The sequence below is a fragment of the Methylomonas sp. LW13 genome, assembly GCF_016865255.1.
Classification (GTDB): Bacteria; Pseudomonadota; Gammaproteobacteria; order Methylococcales; family Methylomonadaceae; genus Methylomonas.
Genome location: NZ_CP033381.1, coordinates 4084514 through 4103164, shown reverse-complemented (window position 1 = coordinate 4103164; position 18651 = coordinate 4084514). Strand labels below are relative to the sequence as shown.

Annotated in this window: 13 protein-coding genes; 10 read left to right on the top strand and 3 right to left on the bottom strand. The window is 52.8% G+C overall.

The genetic code is table 11. From position 1 onward, the window contains the following. Positions 1-24 precede the first annotated feature (24 nt). The 5 genes from JL719_RS18455 (at position 25) to JL719_RS18435 (ending at position 6003) form a co-directional block, all read left to right on the top strand. A complete protein-coding gene (locus JL719_RS18455; protein ID WP_033155707.1) occupies positions 25-882 on the top strand; it encodes a hypothetical protein in 858 nt (285 codons plus the stop codon). Positions 883-906: 24 nt separating this feature from the next. Next, the gene (locus tag JL719_RS18450) at positions 907-2487 is read left to right on the top strand and encodes a DHA2 family efflux MFS transporter permease subunit (RefSeq protein WP_033155706.1); all 1581 of its coding nucleotides are present in this window, start codon (positions 907-909) and stop codon (positions 2485-2487) included. Continuing rightward, the gene (locus JL719_RS18445) at positions 2487-3932 is read left to right on the top strand and encodes an efflux transporter outer membrane subunit (protein ID WP_033155705.1); all 1446 of its coding nucleotides are present in this window, start codon (positions 2487-2489) and stop codon (positions 3930-3932) included. The genes JL719_RS18450 and JL719_RS18445 overlap by 1 nt, the downstream gene beginning before the upstream one ends. Positions 3933-3940: 8 nt before the next feature. Continuing rightward, positions 3941-5101 (top strand): HlyD family secretion protein, encoded by a 1161-nt coding sequence (locus JL719_RS18440; RefSeq protein ID WP_225892902.1) that lies wholly within the window; start codon positions 3941-3943, stop codon positions 5099-5101. A 167-nt stretch (positions 5102-5268) separates the two neighbouring features. Further along, positions 5269-6003 (top strand): DUF5765 domain-containing protein, encoded by a 735-nt coding sequence (locus JL719_RS18435; protein ID WP_033155703.1) that lies wholly within the window; start codon positions 5269-5271, stop codon positions 6001-6003. Between the two features lie 35 nt (positions 6004-6038). On the opposite strand, the gene JL719_RS18430 is transcribed toward JL719_RS18435, so the two are convergent. Next, complete coding sequence (locus JL719_RS18430) at positions 6039-6920, bottom strand: PfkB family carbohydrate kinase (protein ID WP_033155702.1); 882 nt, start codon at positions 6918-6920, stop codon at positions 6039-6041. Positions 6921-7135: 215 nt separating this feature from the next. Between JL719_RS18430 and JL719_RS18425 the strand changes: the two genes are divergently transcribed. The 5 genes from JL719_RS18425 to JL719_RS18405 all read left to right on the top strand — a co-directional run bounded on the left by JL719_RS18425 (position 7136) and on the right by JL719_RS18405 (position 15098). After that, a complete protein-coding gene (locus JL719_RS18425; protein WP_033155701.1) occupies positions 7136-8569 on the top strand; it encodes a circularly permuted type 2 ATP-grasp protein in 1434 nt (477 codons plus the stop codon). Then, on the top strand, positions 8563-9507 hold the full coding sequence (locus JL719_RS18420) for an alpha-E domain-containing protein (protein ID WP_033155700.1): 945 nt from the start codon (positions 8563-8565) through the stop codon (positions 9505-9507). The genes JL719_RS18425 and JL719_RS18420 overlap by 7 nt, the downstream gene beginning before the upstream one ends. A 92-nt stretch (positions 9508-9599) precedes the next feature. Further along, positions 9600-10853: a hypothetical protein gene (locus JL719_RS18415; RefSeq protein WP_033155699.1), complete on the top strand. Its 1254-nt coding sequence runs from the start codon at positions 9600-9602 to the stop codon at positions 10851-10853. Beyond that, positions 10850-14161, top strand: coding sequence for a transglutaminase family protein (locus JL719_RS18410; RefSeq protein WP_033155698.1), 3312 nt, complete (start codon positions 10850-10852; stop codon positions 14159-14161). Before JL719_RS18415 ends, JL719_RS18410 begins: the two co-directional genes overlap by 4 nt. Before the next feature lie 166 nt (positions 14162-14327). After that, positions 14328-15098, top strand: a complete 771-nt coding sequence (locus JL719_RS18405; protein ID WP_033155697.1) for a PEP-CTERM/exosortase system-associated acyltransferase — start codon at positions 14328-14330, stop codon at positions 15096-15098. 74 nt (positions 15099-15172) lie between these two features. On the opposite strand, the gene prsR is transcribed toward JL719_RS18405, so the two are convergent. Both prsR and prsK read right to left on the bottom strand, forming a co-directional pair. Beyond that, positions 15173-16549: a PEP-CTERM-box response regulator transcription factor gene (gene prsR / locus JL719_RS18400; RefSeq protein ID WP_033155696.1), complete on the bottom strand. Its 1377-nt coding sequence runs from the start codon at positions 16547-16549 to the stop codon at positions 15173-15175. Beyond that, complete coding sequence (gene prsK, locus JL719_RS18395; RefSeq protein ID WP_033155695.1) at positions 16536-18635, bottom strand: XrtA/PEP-CTERM system histidine kinase PrsK; 2100 nt, start codon at positions 18633-18635, stop codon at positions 16536-16538. The genes prsR and prsK overlap by 14 nt, the downstream gene beginning before the upstream one ends. Positions 18636-18651 lie beyond the last annotated feature (16 nt).

Sequence of the window (18651 nt, the reverse complement as noted above, 5' to 3'; positions counted from 1 at the left end):
GCATTGTTGGGTGCGGAGGAAATCATGAAAACTTCAATATGTTTATTTACCAGGCTTTGGGGTAACCACAAAAACATGCTGCTGGGATTGGCTTTGCCGTGTTTGCTGGCGGCATGCACGGCGCAGAGCATTAAGCCCTCCGCGTCGCAGATCGACCGATTGCACAGTTTTTTGATTGTGCCGGTGCAAGCGCCGCCGCTGGAAGTGATACCGGATTTGATCGAGCGGCGCGATCCGGCTTATCGACATTTCGAAAACATGGCCTTGGGTTATGCGCTGCCTACTGAGCTTTATCAAATCCCTGGCGGTATCGAAATTGCGGGCATGGTTAGTGACAGCCGAACGGCTGATGTGGAAGCGATGACCAAGGCAGCGCCAAGCGCTGCCGGTAGTCCTGTAAATACCGATTTGGGTTGGACGCCCGCCAAGGCGGCGGCGCAGAAGCTGCCTGGTCTACTAGCTGCGGAAAATCGCAAAGGGGAATTGAGCCGCGAGTATTATCAATTACCGGCGGCGGGTGATGCCAGTTTGCAACATTGGCATCAGGCCATTCAAGCCTGGTACGGCCAGAACACCACGCCGGTCGATTATGCGGCGATGGGCCGCTACGACGCGGTGATAGAGGTTGGGATCGGCAGGTATCGGATTTTTGAAGGGCAAACGTCTTTGCAGCTAATGATCAAGCTCATTGATCCCGTCTCGCGCCACGTCATCGCTCGGACACTATCGGAAAGTTTCAGGGTTGACGATCAGGCGTTCGCCTCTCTGGATAATGGCGGTGGCGCGTTTAAACGATTGATCAGCGATATGGCGGTGCCACTGTTGCGGCAAAGTTTGGGTGACATTGGTCTGCGCCTACCCCCTCAAGCCGACGAATCTTAGCGTGTTGACCGGGCCGATAAGCGGATGAGCCTCGTCTATCAAAAGCGTCTGCGCGGCTGGCGTTTTAAGCTGTTTAATCTGTGCCTGGGTTTTGGGCATGCGCTGGTGATCTTCAATGCCGGCGCGTACATCGCCATGCTGCCCAGAGTGGCCGGCGGCTTGGGTGTGCCGCCCAGTTTTGCGACCTGGACCCAGACTGATTACATGATAGCGCTGGCGATGGCGTTTCCGGTGGGCGGCTGGTTGGCGCGGCGCTTCGGTGAATACCGGCCCTTCGTTGCGGCTTTCCTGGCGTTTGCCTTGGCCTCTTTCCTCTGCGCCTATTGCACTGCCTTTTACGGCTATCTGGCTGGCCGCATTGTGCTGGGATTTGCCGGCGGCTTGACGCTGCCCTTGGGTCAGGCCTTGTTGTTGAAGGAATATCCCGATAGACGCAAATCGCTAGGTATCGGTATCTGGAGCCTATTCACGTTGACGCCGTTCACTTTTGGCCCGCCTTTGGGTGGTTGGATAGCCGATAACTTGGGTTGGCGCTGGCTGTTTTGGCTCAACATCCCGGCGGCATTGGCGATTGCCGGTATCGTCGGCGCGCTGTTGTATCGGCGCGGTCACCGGCGATCCTGGCAGCGCTTCGATAGCGTGGGTTTTATCTTATCGGTAATGCTGGTGTTTGCTTTGCAGACTTTGTTGAACCAGGGCAACGATTGGGACTGGACCAATTCGGCTTACATCAAAGGCTTAATCGCGTTGATAGGCGCTTTGCTGATGTATTGGGTGGTGTGGGAATTGCACGTGCGCCGGCCATTTTTGGATATTCGCCTGTTTGCCCACCGCAATTTCAGCATTGGCGTATTCATTTTATTCACCGGCTTTCTGTATTTTCAAGGCTTGCTGTCCTTGCTCATCGTACAGTTACAACTGGCGTTCGGCTATTCGTCGTGGGAAGCCGGTTTGGTATTTCTGCCGATGGCTATCTGCGCCAAGCCGATGGCCAGCGTCTTGCACGAGATCGTCAAACGCTGTGATGCCCGGCTGTTGGCGAGTGCGAATTTGCTCGGATTCGCCGCCACCTATTTTTGGCTGAGTCGCTTCGACGATCCGGACTCGTTTGCCCAATTGTTCTGGCCGAAGTTGCTGGAGGGCGCCTGCCTGGGCAGCTTTTTCGTGCCGATGACCGCTTTGCTGCTGCACGGCTTGCCAGCCGAACGGCAATGGCGGGCGCTGGAATTGGCTAATCTGTTGCGGATAGCGGCCGGGGCAATCGGCATTGCCGTGCAAGGCATCGTGCTGTACCGGCGGGCGCCGCAGCATCTGACCCGCTTTGCCGAAAATCACGGCGCGTTTGAATTGTCAGATCATCCTGCCTTGGCAACGCTAAATGCCTTGGGATTTGCAGAGCCGGCGGCGTTGACCAAATATGCCAAGCTGGCCGGACGTGATGCGGTGTTACACGCCATGAACGATGCGTTCTGGATGGCCGGTTGCGTGTTTGTCGGCATGGCGGCGTTGGTCTGGTTTGCGCACCCGACTCGCACCCCGGTGAAAGTCAGTGTCGAGCAGGAACTGCGCCGGGAAACTCAGGAATTACTCGCGGAGGAGGCCTAATGTCTGTACGCCGATTCATTGCACTGGCGTTAATGTTGGGTATTTCGTCAAGTTGCGCCCGGTTCGGTGGAGAAGAAACTACGCGCGCCAGTCTGTTACCCATGCCTGACATGACCAACACCGTTGCTGATGCGCGCGGCAGTTTCGCAAGCAGCGATGCCTGGCCGGCGCCGGATTGGTGGACTGGTTTCGCCAGCCCGGAATTGCAGCGCTTGATAAGCGCGGTGCTGGCCGATAATCCGGATTTGAAGGCCACAGCGGCCCGGTTGCGGCAGTCACAGGCGATGGTCGATGCGCAGGCGGCCGAGCTTTATCCGACGGTAGATGCCAATGTTAGCTTCTCGGCGCAGCGCTTCTCGGCGAACAGCGTGCAAGCCAAACTGGCCGGCGAGAACTTTCGGCAGATGCTGATTAACCCCTTGATCTTGCGTTATCACCTGGACTTTTGGGGACGCGACGCGGCGGCCCTGCAAGGCGCGGTTGGCCGCTCGCTGGCGGCCGCGGCGGAGTTGGCCGATGCGCGGCTGTTACTGGCGTCTGCCGTGGCCAAGGCATATTTCGAGCTGCTGGCTGTCAGCGAAAAGCAAGGCATCGCCGAGAACATCGTCGCCGAGCGGCGGGCCTTGTTGCAATTTGAACAGACACGTTTGGCGACCGGTTTGGCCCCCGACGCACCGCTATTGCAGGCCAGAATAGCCCTTGCTAACGCCGAACAAGGTTTGGCTGCGGCGCGCGCCGACGTGGCGTTAAGTAAAAATTTGTTAGCGGCGCTGGCTGGGAAGGGGCCTGATTGGGGGGCTGGCATCGTTATCGAATCCGATCAGTTTGAGCAAGCGTTAACCCTGCCGGTGGATTTGCCGCTGCATTTACTGGCGCATCGTCCCGATATTAGCGCGGCGCGGCTGCATGCCGAGGCGGCGGCCGAGGAAATCAAGGTGGCCGAGACGGCGTTTTATCCGGACGTCAATCTGGTGGCCTTCACCGGCTTGCACAGCGTCAGCTTGAGCGACGTGTTGTTGCAAGGTTCCAGTCTGGCTTACGCGGTCGGGCCGTCCATCGAGTTTCCGATCTTCGAAGGCGGCCGCCTGCGCGCCAATTTGGCGTATCAAGAGTCTGCTTACGAAGCCGCTGTCGAGCGCTATAACCGCAGCTTGGTGCATGCGGTGCAGGAAGTGGCCGATGCGCTGAGCCGTTGGCGCGAGCTGGATGAGCGCCTGGCGGCACAGAGGCAAAGCTTGGCCGACGCATTAGCCGCTGACAAGCTGGCCGACAGTTTACGCATTCATGGCTTGTCTGATCGCGCCGCGCCGAGTTTGGCTAAATTGGAGGTCTATCAACAACAGTTTCGCTTGGCGGCTCTGGTGGGCGAGCGACACAAAGCCGAGATTAATATCATCAAAGCGCTGGGCGGCGGCTACAGCGACACTAAACCCGCAAAGCCATGACCGCAAACATGCCAAAAAAAATTCGTCCTCGAGAAATTCTGCGCCAACGCCGGCGCCGCTTGCAAGGCGTCACCTTGGCTTTGCTGCTGGCCGGTTTGGCTTATCTGGCTTATTGGTGGCTGGAGCATCGCGACTGGATCGCCACCGACGACGCCTTCGTGGCCGGGCATTTAATTACGTTGAAAACCCAGACTGACGGTACCGTGATCGAAGTATTGGCGGAAAACACCCAGTGCGTGGAAAAAGGCCAGGTCTTGGTTCGGCTGGATGGTGTGCATGCCGGCATTGCCTTGCAGCAGACGCAAGCCGAATTGGCGGAAGCGGTGCGGAATATCGTCAGTTTGCAGGCCAAAGCCGAGACGCTGAAGCAGCGGGCCTTGGTGAAACAAGCTTTGCTGGCACAGGTTGATCATGACTTGGCGCGCTTTAACGCAGCGGCTAAGGATGGGGCGGTTTCCGATCAACAGCTACAAAATGCCCAAGATAAAAGCCACGAACTGCAGGCGGCGATTAAAGAAATTCGCGCCGAACAAAGCAGTATTGAGGCGCAATTGCTGGATTCGGGTATCGATAATCATCCTGCGGTGGAAAAAGCTAAGAGCCGCTTGCGCCAAGCGTTTCTGGATTTTCAGCGCCGAAATCTGGTGGCGCCGGTGTCCGGTTGCGTGGCCAAACGCAAGGTGCAAGTCGGCGATACGCTGAAGGCTGGTGCGCCCTTACTGGCTATCGTGCCGCTCGACGATCTATGGATAGAAGCCAACTTTCTGGAAAGTCAGATCGCCGGGGTCAGGCCGGGGCAAGCGGCCGAAGTGCGCGTGGCGGCGTATGGCGACGAACGGATGTATCACGGCCGGGTGCAAGGCATCAATCCAGGTACCGGCAGCATCTTTGCAGTGTTGCCGACCGATAATGCTACCGGTAATTTCATTCATATCGCCGAGCGTTTGCAGGTGCGTATCGCGCTGGATGCCGCGGAACTCAAGGCCAATCCCTTGCAGCCAGGCTTGTCTACATTAACCCGTATCAACATAGAAAAAGCCGACGGTTTGGTATCGGCATCCGCGGTTACGCTGAATGGCGAGGCTTATCGCACCGATGTTTATGATCGAGAGTTGGAGGGTGCCGAACAGTTGATAGAACAGATTGAGTTGGCCAATCGGCCGCACTAGTTCGGCCGTATTCAGGCGGCTAGCGATTAATTCCCACAAAATTGCTGCAATAAAACGCCGCTACGTGTATCTTTGCCTTCCGGCAAAAATGGCCGGCACTCATAAATCAAACCGGCGACTGCGACAAGGTACGCGCCGCTTCTAAAAATTTAAATGACGGATTAACCATGTGTTTTAGTGCCAATATGTCTTTGGGCCTGGGAGTGGCGGGGCTCGTTGCCTCCACGGTAACCTTCCTGGATAAGGACGAAACCTTTTGGGTGAAACTGGCGAGGGCTTACGCCATTTTTCACTTCTCGTTGATGGAATTTATTCAGTATTTTGCGTATCCGGTAGCCGATCAGTGCGGCTACGGCAGCAATCTTTTTCTAAGCGAATTGTCGTCGGTGCATATCAGCCTGCAAGCCTTTGCGATCATGCCGGCTTTGGCGACGTATTCGTCGGACCCTAAGGCCTTGAAGAAAGCTTTTATTGTCGGCAGCTCTTTGAGCGGTTTGTTTTTGATTTTGACCCGCTTGCCGAACGACTGGCAGCTGTTTGATATTGACCCTAATTTCATCGGCCGGATGAACTCCTGTCTGTTCATGGGCATCTACCACATCGGTTATGCGATCTCCAGCGCCTTTGGTTTGCTGGTGACCCATGGCTCTTTGTTTGCCCTGGCCTTCAGCGCGTTTGTCTGGAAAAACAATTGGCGAATCGGCATCTACCATTGCTTCGGCGCGTTGATGACCTTGTTCATGCCGCAATGGCTGTTTGGCGTCAGTACCGGCGAGGCGGCGGCGATGTATTGTTTTTATTCGATCCCGATCACCGCCAGCTTCATGCCGACATTTAAAAAGTTTTTCTCCGCCCAGTCTGACGATTGGTCAGACGGCGTGCCCGCCAGACAACAATCTTGATCAGTGTGGCAGAGGCACAAGACATTACGCCTCTGCTATTGCCAGGCTTCAATAAACCCTTGATAAAACGCTGGGTCGGCGACGGTAGCGCCGCGCTGACCTACCAACGCCGACGCAAACTCCTGCGCCCGTTTTAGCATCACGGGCATAGGCCAGTGTTCGGCAATCCCCAATAACAAAACTGCTGCAAACGCATCGCCGGCACCGACCGTATCGACTATTTCAATATGGCTTTCGGGGGCGATACCGAACAACTTCCCCGATGAATTCAGCGCCAGAGCACCTTGGCTGCCGCGCGTAAGCACCACGCCTTGTAAATGATACGTCTGCTGCAATAGGCGCATCTTGGTGTCTATGCTCTGCTGGTCAGGCAGCAATAATTCCAATTCTTCATCGTTCAGTTTTAACCAATCCGCGCCGGCTATCCATTCCAAGACCTCATTCGCTTGCCACCAGGGCGCGCGCAGATTGACATCCAGAAACACCGGGCCACTCCAGTTCTGTTGCATATTAAGCAATGTTTGTCTGGAAACCGGGTTTCGTAAAGCCAGACTGCCATGATAGAGCAAGCCCTGTTTGGGGGAATGATGGAACGCCTCGGCATCAATGTAGTCGTAAGCTTGCCGGTCCAGAATCCGGTAGCTGGGTTGCCCGTCTGTTATGCTGACCGCTACGCTGCCTGTTGGGTGAGCAGCGTCTATCTGCATGGCAGATCGCGTCATACCGGTACTTTGCATGGCCGCGAGGATCTCGCGGCCGGCGTCATCTTCCCCCACACGGCTGATAAACAGGGCTGGCCGGCCCAAAGCTTGCAGATGCCAGGCGACATTAAATGGCGCGCCACCGAGGATTCGGCTGCCGTCCGGAAAATTGTCGAATAGTACTTCACCGAATATCGTGAAAAAAGCTGTCTGCATCTGTCTCGCCTCGCCGCAATTGCTGGTTTAGAGCGATCACAATAATCAACGCCTGCGGAAATGACAATGGCGTGTGAACGGCTATGGTCGTTTTCAGGGCGCTTACCGATGTGTGCTGCACTGATGTGGTGCGTAAAGCGGTTTGGGTGATGTGGCGGCGATTTAACTTTTTGATAAATAGACATTAATAAGATTGGCATGTGGATTGCTGAAAGATGATCATGAATATAAATACTTTTTTCGATGAAATGCGTACCTCAACCGGTAGCGTCCGGCGGCTGTATCAACCCTTCGCGGAGTGGTTGAGCAGTACCGATCATGCCCAGTTGATGCAAAAGTCCCGCGAAGCGGAAATGCTGTTTCGGCGGGTGGGTATTACTTTTAATGTCTACGGCGACGAGGCCGGCGCTGAGCGCTTAATTCCATTTGATGTGGTGCCGCGGATTCTGGCCGCGACGGAATGGCGGGTGTTGTCGGCGGGCGTGATTCAGCGAGTCACGGCGCTGAATGCGTTTTTGAACGATCTGTATCACGATCAGGAAATCATCAAAGCCGGTATCGTCCCCGCCAGCATTCTGGAAAACGAGATGTATCGGCCGGAAATGCAGGGCGTGGACGTGCCCGGTGGGATTTATGCACATATCGCCGGCGTCGACATCGTACGTACCGCCGAGAACGAATTTTATGTGCTGGAAGACAATCTGCGCACACCGTCCGGGGTTTCCTACATGCTGGAAGACCGCAAGATGATGATGCGTCTGTTCCCGGAACTGTTTCGCCGTTATGCGGTAGCGCCGGTCGAGCATTATCCGCAGGTGCTATTGAACAATTTGCGGGCGGTGGCGCAGCCCGGTGTTTACGATCCGACTGTGGTGTTGTTGACTCCTGGCGCCTATAACAGTGCGTATTTCGAACATGCGTTTCTGGCGCAGCAAATGGGTATAGAGCTGGTAGAGGGCCAGGACTTGTTTTGCAAGGACAATGGAGTGTTCATGCGCACCACGGAAGGCCCAAAGCGCATTGACGTGATTTATCGGCGCATCGACGACGATTTTCTCGATCCGCTGGCGTTTCGCGAAGATTCGATGCTCGGTGTGCCGGGCTTGGTCTCGGTGTATCGCAATGGGGGCGTCACGCTGGCTAACGCGATTGGCACGGGAGTGGCAGACGACAAAGCTACCTACACCTATGTACCGGAGATGGTGCGTTTTTATCTGGGCGAGGAGCCTATTTTGTCCAATGTGCCCACGTATAAACTGGAAAATCCCGACGATTTGAAATATGTGTTGGCGCATCTGGAGGAACTGGTGGTCAAGGAAGTGCAGGGTTCCGGCGGTTATGGCATGTTGGTGGGACCAACGTCCTCCAAACAGCAGATCGAGGATTTTCGGGCGCGGATTTTGGCCGAACCTGACAATTACATCGCCCAACCGACTCTGGCTTTGTCGACTTGTCCGACTTTGGTTGAACAAGGGGTGGCGCCGCGCCATGTGGACTTGCGACCGTTTGTGTTGTCCGGCAAAACCACCACGCTGGTGCCGGGAGGCTTATGCCGAGTAGCGATGCGGGAAGGTTCACTGGTGGTGAACTCCTCGCAGGGCGGCGGCACTAAGGACACTTGGGTATTGCACGGAGACTCAACATGCTAAGCCGCACCGCCGACCATCTTTACTGGATGGCCCGTTATATCGAGCGCGCCGAGAATATGGCGCGGGTGCTGGACGTGACTTATCGGATGTCACTGGTCGCCAATAGCGCCTACGACGAAGCCGCACGCTGGAAACCCCCGGTGCAGATTGCCGACGATATCGAGGCTTTCGAGAAAAACTACTCCGGCTACACTGCTGTCAATGTGATTCAGTTCATGGCTTTGGATGAGCGTAACCCTTCCAGCATCGTCAGTGCTCTTAACTCGGCGCGCGAAAACGCGCGTGCCGTCCGAGTGGCGATGTCTTCGGAAATGTGGGAGACCGTCAATGCCTTATGGTTGGAACTTAGGCAACGGATTCGACAAGGTTTACGAGAAGCAGAGATCAGCGAATTTTGCGATTGGGTGAAATCGCGTTCGCACCTGTTTCGCGGTGTTACCTTCGGCACCATGTTGCGCGATGACAGTTACAAGTTTGTGCGTTTGGGCAGCTTTGTCGAACGGGCCGACAATACCGCCCGGCTGCTGGATGCCAAGTATCAATTGCTGTTGCCGGCCGTGGAAGCTCCCGAGGGTCAGGTCGATTATTACGAATGGAGTTCCTTGCTGCGTTCGGTATCGGCATTCGAGGCCTATCAAAAAGTATTTCGAGATACCATCGAGCCCTGGAAAGTGGCCGAGCTATTGGTGTTACGCGACGACATGCCGCGCTCTTTGCATGCCTGCTACGACGAACTAGCGCCTATCCTGGAGCAACTGTGTCGGCAGCGGGGCCGGGAGTGTCTGCGCTTGGCCGGCGAAAATCATGCGCGGCTGCATTACGGGCGGATGGCCGACATTTTTAAGACGGGCTTGCATCAGTTTTTGCAGGATTTCATTTTGCGTAACAACGCGCTCGGCGTTGAAATTCAGCGGGCCTTTCTTAATGGACCGGAATAAGTCCTTGTGTAAACAGTGTATTGCTGCACCGACTGTTTAAGCAAAATTTTGGCGATTCAGCCTAGCGGACAAATAGAGTTAGAGGAAAACGGATGATAAATTCACTGATCCACCCCAAGCAGGGCGACAAGGCCAATTCGCCCTGGTTTGACGAGTTTCTGGTCAAGTTGCTGGAAAACCGGGATCGAACCGGCCTGACCGAAATGATCCGCGAAATCGATGCGTTAATGTTGACGGTGGAGCCAGGCTGTTCGGCGGCCTATGTCAGCGAATTGGCCTTGATGACGCCTTACCACTATCTGGTCACTTTACAGTCCGAGAGCCATTGGACTCACGTGCTGCGGATTGATATGAATTCGCCGGACTTGTTGGTGCGGGAAGTGCGTGCACCCGGTCGGGCTGACATTTTCCGCAGTCTGAACGAGGTGTATCCGATTGGTGCCCACAAGCCTAACTCGCGCTATATGGGCGAAATTTTCCGGGTCAGCAATTTGCACGAAGTGGTCGAGCAGCAAAAAGCCAGGGAAATCCGCTTTTTTAACCAGGATCAAATTCGCAAACTGGAATTGCCCGGCAATATGGCCATCGTCAAACCGTCGCCGTATACTCACAACATCGTGGCTTACTGGGAAAGGCCGCCGGAGGACATCAGAGTATATGCCTTGGGAAATAGCATTATCCTTGACGAAGTGAATCGCGGCTACCTGCAAGCCAAGGAGATTCAGGAAGAATTAGGGCTGGATAAACTGATCCGCCCCATCGATCATTTAGCTACCCGGGTTTACAGCCAGAATCGGGAAGTGGCGATTTTGGAATATTTGACGCTCTCCAGTTATTACTATTGGGGGTCCTACGATATTGCCAATCAGAATTCTTCGACCAACGTCACCAAAAGCATTCATTATCCCGAGGAACGCATTAGTCCGGCCAAAGTGTTTACCGCTGCCAATCATCCGTATTTTGTCAATCATCTGGTGGGCTTGCCGTCACCGACCGAGAGTTTCGTGCGCAACTATGGACCGCGCTTGCATCATGTGGCTTTGGAAGTAGCGGACGGTGAGATCAACGGCCAGGCCAATATCGATTATGTAGTGCAGGCTATCCGGGCCAGAGGTAAGGACTTTCTGCTGGATGTCATCGGTTCACGCGAAGAAGGCTTGAAGCAAATATTTTCCAGCGCTTCCGAGCATTCGTCGTTGATTGTGGAGTACGTGCAGCGTTTTGGTAATTTTGATGGTTTCTTTACAAAGCAGAATGTTGCTGAATTAACGCATGCCGCTGGGGTAGAGGAAAATCTACGTTTGTTACAGGCAGAGAGTGAAGCAGCCAGTCCGGTGTCAGCATGAGTATCAGAGTAGCGATTAATCACAAAACCAGTTACCACTACGATCATCCGGTCCAATTGGGTCCGCACGTATTGCGGCTAAGGCCGGCTTCGCACTCGCGGACGGCGGTCAGTGCCTATTCATTGACCATTAAGCCGGATAAGCACTTCATTAACTGGCAGCAGGACCCGTTTGGCAATTATCTGGCGCGCTTGGTGTTTCCGGAAAAAACCACCGAATTTTCGATAGAAGTGGATCTGATTGCCGATATGACGGTGATCAACCCCTTCGATTTTTTTCTGGAAGAGTACGCCGAACATTATCCGTTTTCCTATCCGGAGCAATTGGCCAAGGAGCTGGCGCCTTACCTGGAAATTCGCGAGCAGGGGCCTTTGCTCAAAGGTTTTCTGGCCGGCTTGAAGCGGGATAAGCAAGGCATCGTCGATTTTCTGGTGAGTATCAATCAAGCCGTGAATCAGGTCGTCAACTATGCGATCCGGATGGAACCGGGCGTGCAAAGTTGCGAGGAAACCCTGGAAAAAAAGTTGGGTTCCTGTCGAGATTCCGGTTGGTTACTGGTGCAGGTATTGCGGCACATGGGTTTGGCCGCGCGCTTTGTATCGGGGTATTTGGTGCAGTTGGTGGCGGATGTGAAATCGCTGGACGGCCCGTCGGGCACCGACCACGATTTCACCGATCTGCACGCCTGGGCCGAGGTGTATATTCCCGGCGCTGGCTGGATAGGTATGGATCCGACGTCCGGACTGTTTGCCGGAGAGGGCCATATTCCCTTAGCCTGTACCGCGGATTATGTCAGTGCGGCGCCGGTCAGCGGCGGCTTTATCGGTAAGGCCGAGACTACCTTCGATTTTTCCAATCGTGTCAGCCGTATCCATGAAGACCCACGGGTTACCAAACCATACACCGATAAGCAATGGACCGACATTGAGCGTCTGGGCGAAAAGGTCGATGCCGAGCTGAAAGCCGGGGATGTGCGCTTAACCATGGGCGGCGAGCCCACTTTTGTGTCCATCGATAACATGGATGCGCCGGAATGGAACACCGATGCTGACGGCGAGGAAAAGCGCAAGTTGGCCGGAAAATTGGTCAGACGTTTGCGCGACAGCTTTGCGCCGGGCGGGCTGTTGTATTTCGGGCAGGGCAAATGGTATCCGGGCGAGCCGTTGCCGCGCTGGCAGTTGGCGTGTTTCTGGCGCAAGGACGGCAAACCGATTTGGAAAAATCCGGCCCTATTGGCGGATGAGACCCGTGATTATGGATTCGATCTCAAGCATGCGGATGCATTTATCCGTGATTTGGTGAAACGGCTGGGCGTGGCTGGCGAGTTCATTCTGCCTGGTTTCGAGGATCCTCTTTACTACCTGTTACAGGAGGGATTGGTACCGAAAAACCTGGATCCTTTGCAAGTCGATTTGAAAGACGACTTAGAGCGTCAGCGCTTGGCCAAATTGCTCAGCGCGGATCTCGGCGCGCCGGTCGGCTATGTGTTGCCGCTGCATTGGAGCTATCAGGCCGGTTCTTGGAACAGCAGTGCTTGGGAATTCCGCCGCGGGGCGATGTTCCTGGTGCCGGGCGATTCGGCGATGGGTTTGCGTTTACCTCTGAACTGTTTGCCTTGGGTGCCGTTCGAAAAGCGCGATCACCCCCATGAACGTAGCCTGTATGAACCGGTGGAGCCTCTGGGCGATATTGATTCGGAAGTTAGCCGTCGTTACAGTCAAATGGCCAAGCAGGGACTACATCCGACCGAAATGGACGCAGCCGATGATGAGAGGCCGCACGATCCGGAATGGGTGCCGCATACCGCTTTGTCGGTTCAGGCCCGTGAAGGTCGTTTATTTGTATTTGTGCCGCCCACGACCGAGTTGGAACACTACCTGGACATTATCGCGTCGGTGGAAGCTACGGCAGCGGCTTTGAAAATGCCGGTGGTAATAGAGGGGTATCAGCCGCCCCACGATTTGCGTCTGACCCGTTTGCCGGTGACGCCCGATCCTGGCGTGATAGAGGTGAATATTCATCCTGCCGCCAGTTGGAAAGAGCTGGTGCACAACACCACCACTTTGTACGAGCTGGCCCGGTTGACCCGGCTCGGCACCGAGAAATTCATGCTGGATGGCCGGCATACCGGGACCGGTGGCGGTAATCATGTGACCTTGGGCGGCATTACGCCCGCCGATAGTCCGATTTTGCGGCGACCGGATTTGTTGCGCAGCTTGGTCACGTATTGGCAGCATCACCCAGCCTTGTCCTATTTGTTTTCCGGCTTGTTTATTGGTCCAACCAGCCAGGCGCCGCGCGTCGATGAAGCGCGCAATGACAGCCTGTACGAGCTGGAAATTGCCTTTCAACAGATGCCGGAGGGCGAAGTGGCCGCGCCGTGGCTGGTCGATAGGCTGTTCCGCAATTTGTTGGTGGATATGACCGGCAATACGCATCGTAGCGAGTTTTGTATCGACAAACTGTATGCGCCGGGTACCGATGCTGGACGGCTTGGGCTCCTGGAGTTGCGTGCGTTCGAAATGCCGCCGCACGCACGAATGAGTTTGATGCAAATGCTGTTGCTGCGAACCCTGGTAGCTTGGTTTTGGCGCGAGCCCTACAAGAAGCCTTTGGTGCGCTGGGGGACGCAATTGCATGACCGGTTTATGTTGCCGCATTTCATTGCCAGCGATATTTACGATGTGGCGCGCGATCTGCAAGCTGCGGGTTATGAATTCAAGACGGAATGGTTCGCGCCGTTTTTGGAATTCCGGTTTCCTAGAATCGGTAGTCTGCGGGTTAACGATCTGCAATTGGATCTGTATCAGGCTATTGAGCCGTGGCACGTGTTAGGCGAAGAAATCACCAGCAGCGGCACCGCCCGTTATGTCGACTCCTCGGTGGAGCGCTTGCAGGTGTCGCTGACTGGAGCGATGGGTGAACGCTATGCCTTAACCTGTAATGGTCGCAGGGTGCCGTTAAAGGCCACCGGCAAGCAAGGAGAGCTGGTGGCGGGTATCCGTTATCGGGCTTGGAACCCGCCGTCGGCTTTGCATCCCTCTATCGGTGTCCAGGCGCCGCTGGTATTCGATTTGGTTGATACCTGGAACGGTCGGTCTATCGGCGGTTGTACGTATCATGTTTCTCACCCCGGCGGCCGCAACTACGACACGCTGCCAGTTAATGCTTACGAGGCTGAAGGACGCAGGGTTAGTCGTTTTTGGCAGCACGGGCATACGCCGACCGAAACCGTGTTGGAATTACCGAGTGAGGAGTTCAATAAAGATTATCCGTTTACGCTGGATTTACGTTGGAATGCGAGCTAGATAGAACGAGGAAATTAAAAAACCTAATCAGCGAGTGTCGGTTTTTTTTACAATTTAGCTTGAAATTGACTCGATTTGCTATACCATCCTTACCTGCGGAACGAGACAAAGTGGCTATAGCTATTTGAACTTGTTATGAATATTTGTTTATAGGGTGGGGTGTATCTTGAATCGACAGAAGCAGTCTTTCGATCATTGTTTCGAGGTATTTTTAGCTGATACGCCGGAAAGTAAAAAAATTCATTATCAACTCAGATACCGGGTTTATTGCGATGAAATGGGCTTTGACGATACGGAGCAGTTTCCGGCGCAGCAAGAAATCGATGAATGGGATAAAAGCGCAGTTCATTTTTTAGTCAGGCATAAATATACTCAGCAGTGGTTGGGCGGGCTGAGGATGGTCATGCCCAAAGGTCACGTTTTTCCGTTTCAAGAAAGCAGTAGTTCACATCAACGGCTACCAAACGGCAGATACAAAAATTCCGTTGAAATTTCCAGGCTATGCGTTATTAAGGAAGCAAGGCGCTTTGCTTTTAGAAACTCGGCTGTAGAGGTAGCTGAAGAAAATCGCAAAATTAGTTTTCTGCACGATTACCGCAATATCAATAGAGACATAATGTGGGGGCTGTATCGAGCCGCGGCGGTTTATTCCGTCCAGCAGGGCATTAAACATTGGTATATGTTAGCCGATCCGGCACTGGCGTACAGTATTAAGAAACAAGGCTTAGATATACAGCAACTGGGCGATGCTAGTCGTCAAAGTGCACGTCTGCTGTATTATTTGAATACAAAGCAAGTGCTGGAAAACTCTTTATGGTTTGAGGGTTACCGACACGATTTTCGCTTATATTCGGATATTGCAACTGACGTTCCTGTCGATATGAGGGGGCGCCAGGTAAAGCAAATCGGCGTTATTTCTTATGTGTCGAGAATCTGATTTATCTGTTTAAATCCGCCGCGTAAAACCCTAGCCTGCAATTATCAACCGTTCTCGCTGGTAGGCCTTCTATGTCAATTCTGGTGTTCATCAGTATGATTACGCAGCAAAGCTTGCAGTCCGTATTTTTCAAATAAACCGTACAAGGTTGGCCTGGTAACACCCAATAATTTAGCTGCTTCTGATATGTTATTGTCTGCGTAGGTCAGTGCGCGTTTGATGGCGATGGTTTCTGCCGCTTCTCGTACCGACTTGAGATTCAGCGGCATGGACTTGTCGCTATCGGTACCAATTTCCAGCTCTTCGGCGGTGACGAAATTGTTGTCGGATAAAATGACCGCACGTTTGATTTTGTTCTCCATCTCCCGAATGTTGCCAGGCCAGTTATAAGCTTCAAGAGCACGAGCGGCGTCGTGGGAAAAATGTTTTTCTTTGGAGTTGTTTTCGCGGCAATAGCGCTGTAGCAAAGCATTAGCTATCGTAATAATATCGCCTTCGCGTTCGCGTAGTGGGGGAATGTCAACGACAATCTCACTGAGCCTGTAATATAAGTCGCCCCGGAAATTACCTTGCGCAATGAGGTCGGGTAAATGGCGATGTGTTGCACATATAATGCGCACATCCACGGCAATTTCCTTTCTACCCCCTAACCGTTCTATGACCCGTTCCTGGATAAATCGCAGCAATTTTGCTTGCAAGGCAAAAGGGAGGTCGCCGATTTCGTCTAAAAAGAATGTGCCGCCCTGCGCATATTCGATTTTGCCTTTGGTTTGCGCGACTGCGCCGGTGAATGCACCTTTCTCGTAGCCAAATAATTCACTCTCTAACAATGTTTCTGGTATGGCCGCGCAGTTTACCGCTACAAACGGTTGTGAGGCGCGTGTGCTCAGGCGATGTAAGGCTTTTGCCAATAGCTCTTTACCGGTGCCGCTTTCGCCGATTAGTAAAACGGTTGCTTGAGTCGGTGCAATTTTTTCAATCATCCGCATGACCGCCTGCATTTGCGGACTGGTGGCGATCACGCCGGTCAGGGGCTTTTGTTGCTGCAATATTTGGTAGTCGCGCTCCAATGCGTCAAGTTGAAACGCTCTTTCTATAATCAGGCCCAAGACGTCCGGGTCTACCGGCTTTTGATAAAAGTCATAAGCACCTAAGGCTACTGCATGAATCGCATTTGCGCGATCATCATTGCCGGTTACCACGATTATCTTGGTGGCAGGTGCTAATGCGAGAATTTCCTTGAGAGTGGCGAGTCCTTCAGTGGCGTTGGTGGGGTCGGGCGGTAAACCAAGATCCAAGGTAACGACGCTTGGCGTATATCGTCTAAGTGCAGCTATTGCTTCGTCTCTATTACTTGCTATTACTACTTCGTATTGCTCGAAGGCCCATTTCAGTTGTTTTTGTAAGCCTAGGTCGTCCTCGATAACTAACAGTACTTTAGAAGTGATCATTATTTCCTTGATTTGCGGAAACTCGCTGAGCTAATGGTAATTGGATGGTGAAAGCAGTGCCGCGGCCTGGATTGCTATCGACCCGGATATTTCCAGACTGCTTTAGAATGTAATCGCGGGCTTCGTAGGCGCCGATGCCCATTCCGGCATTGCCTTTTGTCGTATCGAACGGCTTGAATAGGCGTTCCGCAATGAACTGTTGGTCCATACCTATACCGTTATCGATAATTCTGATGACAGCATAGTCTTGGTTTTTTGTTAATTCAAGCTTAACCCATCCATCGCTTGTCGCTATGGCGTCTTGGGCGTTTTGCACTAAATTCGTCAAGATATTGGTCAGTTTGATTTTGTCGGCCGTCACGAAGCACTCGCTGAGTGTTGTGTCCATCTGCAACGGCGGAGTGCCGAGATGTTGTTGCTCGATGTTTTTAACCAATTCCACCAGATTGATGAAGGTATTGGCTGTAGTTGTGTTGGTCTCACCTTGTTTTAACTGTTCGACAATATGGTGCATTTTTTTGACCACATTATTTAGCGTGTCTATGGTATCGTCGAAGAAGTCCGGGTTATGTTTGTGCTTTTCCGCGTTTTTTACTATCAAGGAGATCTGGGCTACCAGATTTTTGAGGTCATGTACCAAATATGCTGAAAGGCGGTGATAAGTTTCAAATTGACGATTATTGGCGAGTTCTTCACTTGTCCGGTTCAAAGCGAGGGCGTTGGCAAGTTGCATTCCCACTGTTTTTAAAAGATCGTGGTCTTCCCAGTCAAGTTTTCGTGGTGCGCGCGCCTGCGTTAACACCACAAAAGCTTCAAGTTTGTTTAGGTGAAATAGCGGCACTATCAGCCACACTTGGCTATCTTCGTAGCACCACGGCGATAGATCTATGTCGTCGTATACTTCCGGAGCATGAGCTAGTTCGAAAAAATCGATGACCCATTGCTTGTTCGCTAAATATTGAGGCAGGTCGCCGATGTTGTGGAGATATTCAATTTCTTGTGGAGTGAGTTTGAGGTTTTGTTCTGCAGCTAGAAAAAATTGGCCTTGATCGTTTTTTAACCACAAACCGCCTCCTGCGCTTTCTACTAGGTCCGTTAAAGTAGTTATGATGAATCCTTTCAGTTCCTCAAGCGACTCAAGTTTTGCCAATGATTTGCTGATTTTGAGCCACTCTTCGCGGTAATCGTAGCTGTAGTGGAAAAAGTGCTTACTAAAATACACCTTGGAGATCGCTCGTATTTTTCCAGATGTAAACGGGATAATCAGCAGGAGAATGGCGAGGAAAATAAACAGAGTTTGTGCAGCCTCACCCCATTCGGTATTTGCGCGTTTGATATAAAAACCGGCAAACGACATAAGGATTAAATAGATGCCGCAACCGAGGAGAATCGTTGAGTAAAAAATAGTTTTGCGAGGTGTTGTCAGTTCCGTACTTTGGCTGTTAAGCTTTAGTCGGGTCAATGTGACTGCTAAAAGTGGTGTCATGAGTGCGTTAATTACGCCGCGTGACTGCCAGAGCTCGAAGTCCAGGCTGCTGAATAGCAGTGATTTGCTGTAAACGAGCAAATCGAATGCGAATAGCGAGCCAAGGCTTATACACAGAAATTTGAGATTCCACCTTTGCTTCAGGGGGGTGCTGCGATAAAGCTGCTCAACCAGGATGAGGCCAAATACAGCGGATACAACGTGCGATGCGAAACGAGGATCGACGTTTAGATGTTCTCGGATTAGGGTTAGGTAGGCGGGAAAGATCTCAATACCTAAAACTAGCGCGATAGTTAGGGTAGCGGCCACGCTAACATTCGACTTAAATATTTGCTTGTGATCGTTGTATATCTGTTTGGACAGCAGTGTTCCAAGTTGAAGAAACCAAGATGCATTCCGGAGAGTTTCGTACGGTAGCGTGTCAGCGAAGAAGAAATGGCTATTTTTTGTGGCGATTATCACGCTTGTGCACCATGCTAACGAGCACAAAACTGCTATTATGAAAGGCAGATGCCAGTTTTTCCTAAAGCAAGCGTATAAAAGTAAAAAACCATAAGCGATGGCTGCGCTCAAGTAGCTGTAATAAATGTAGCTTTGCATTTAGCGTCGATGTTTA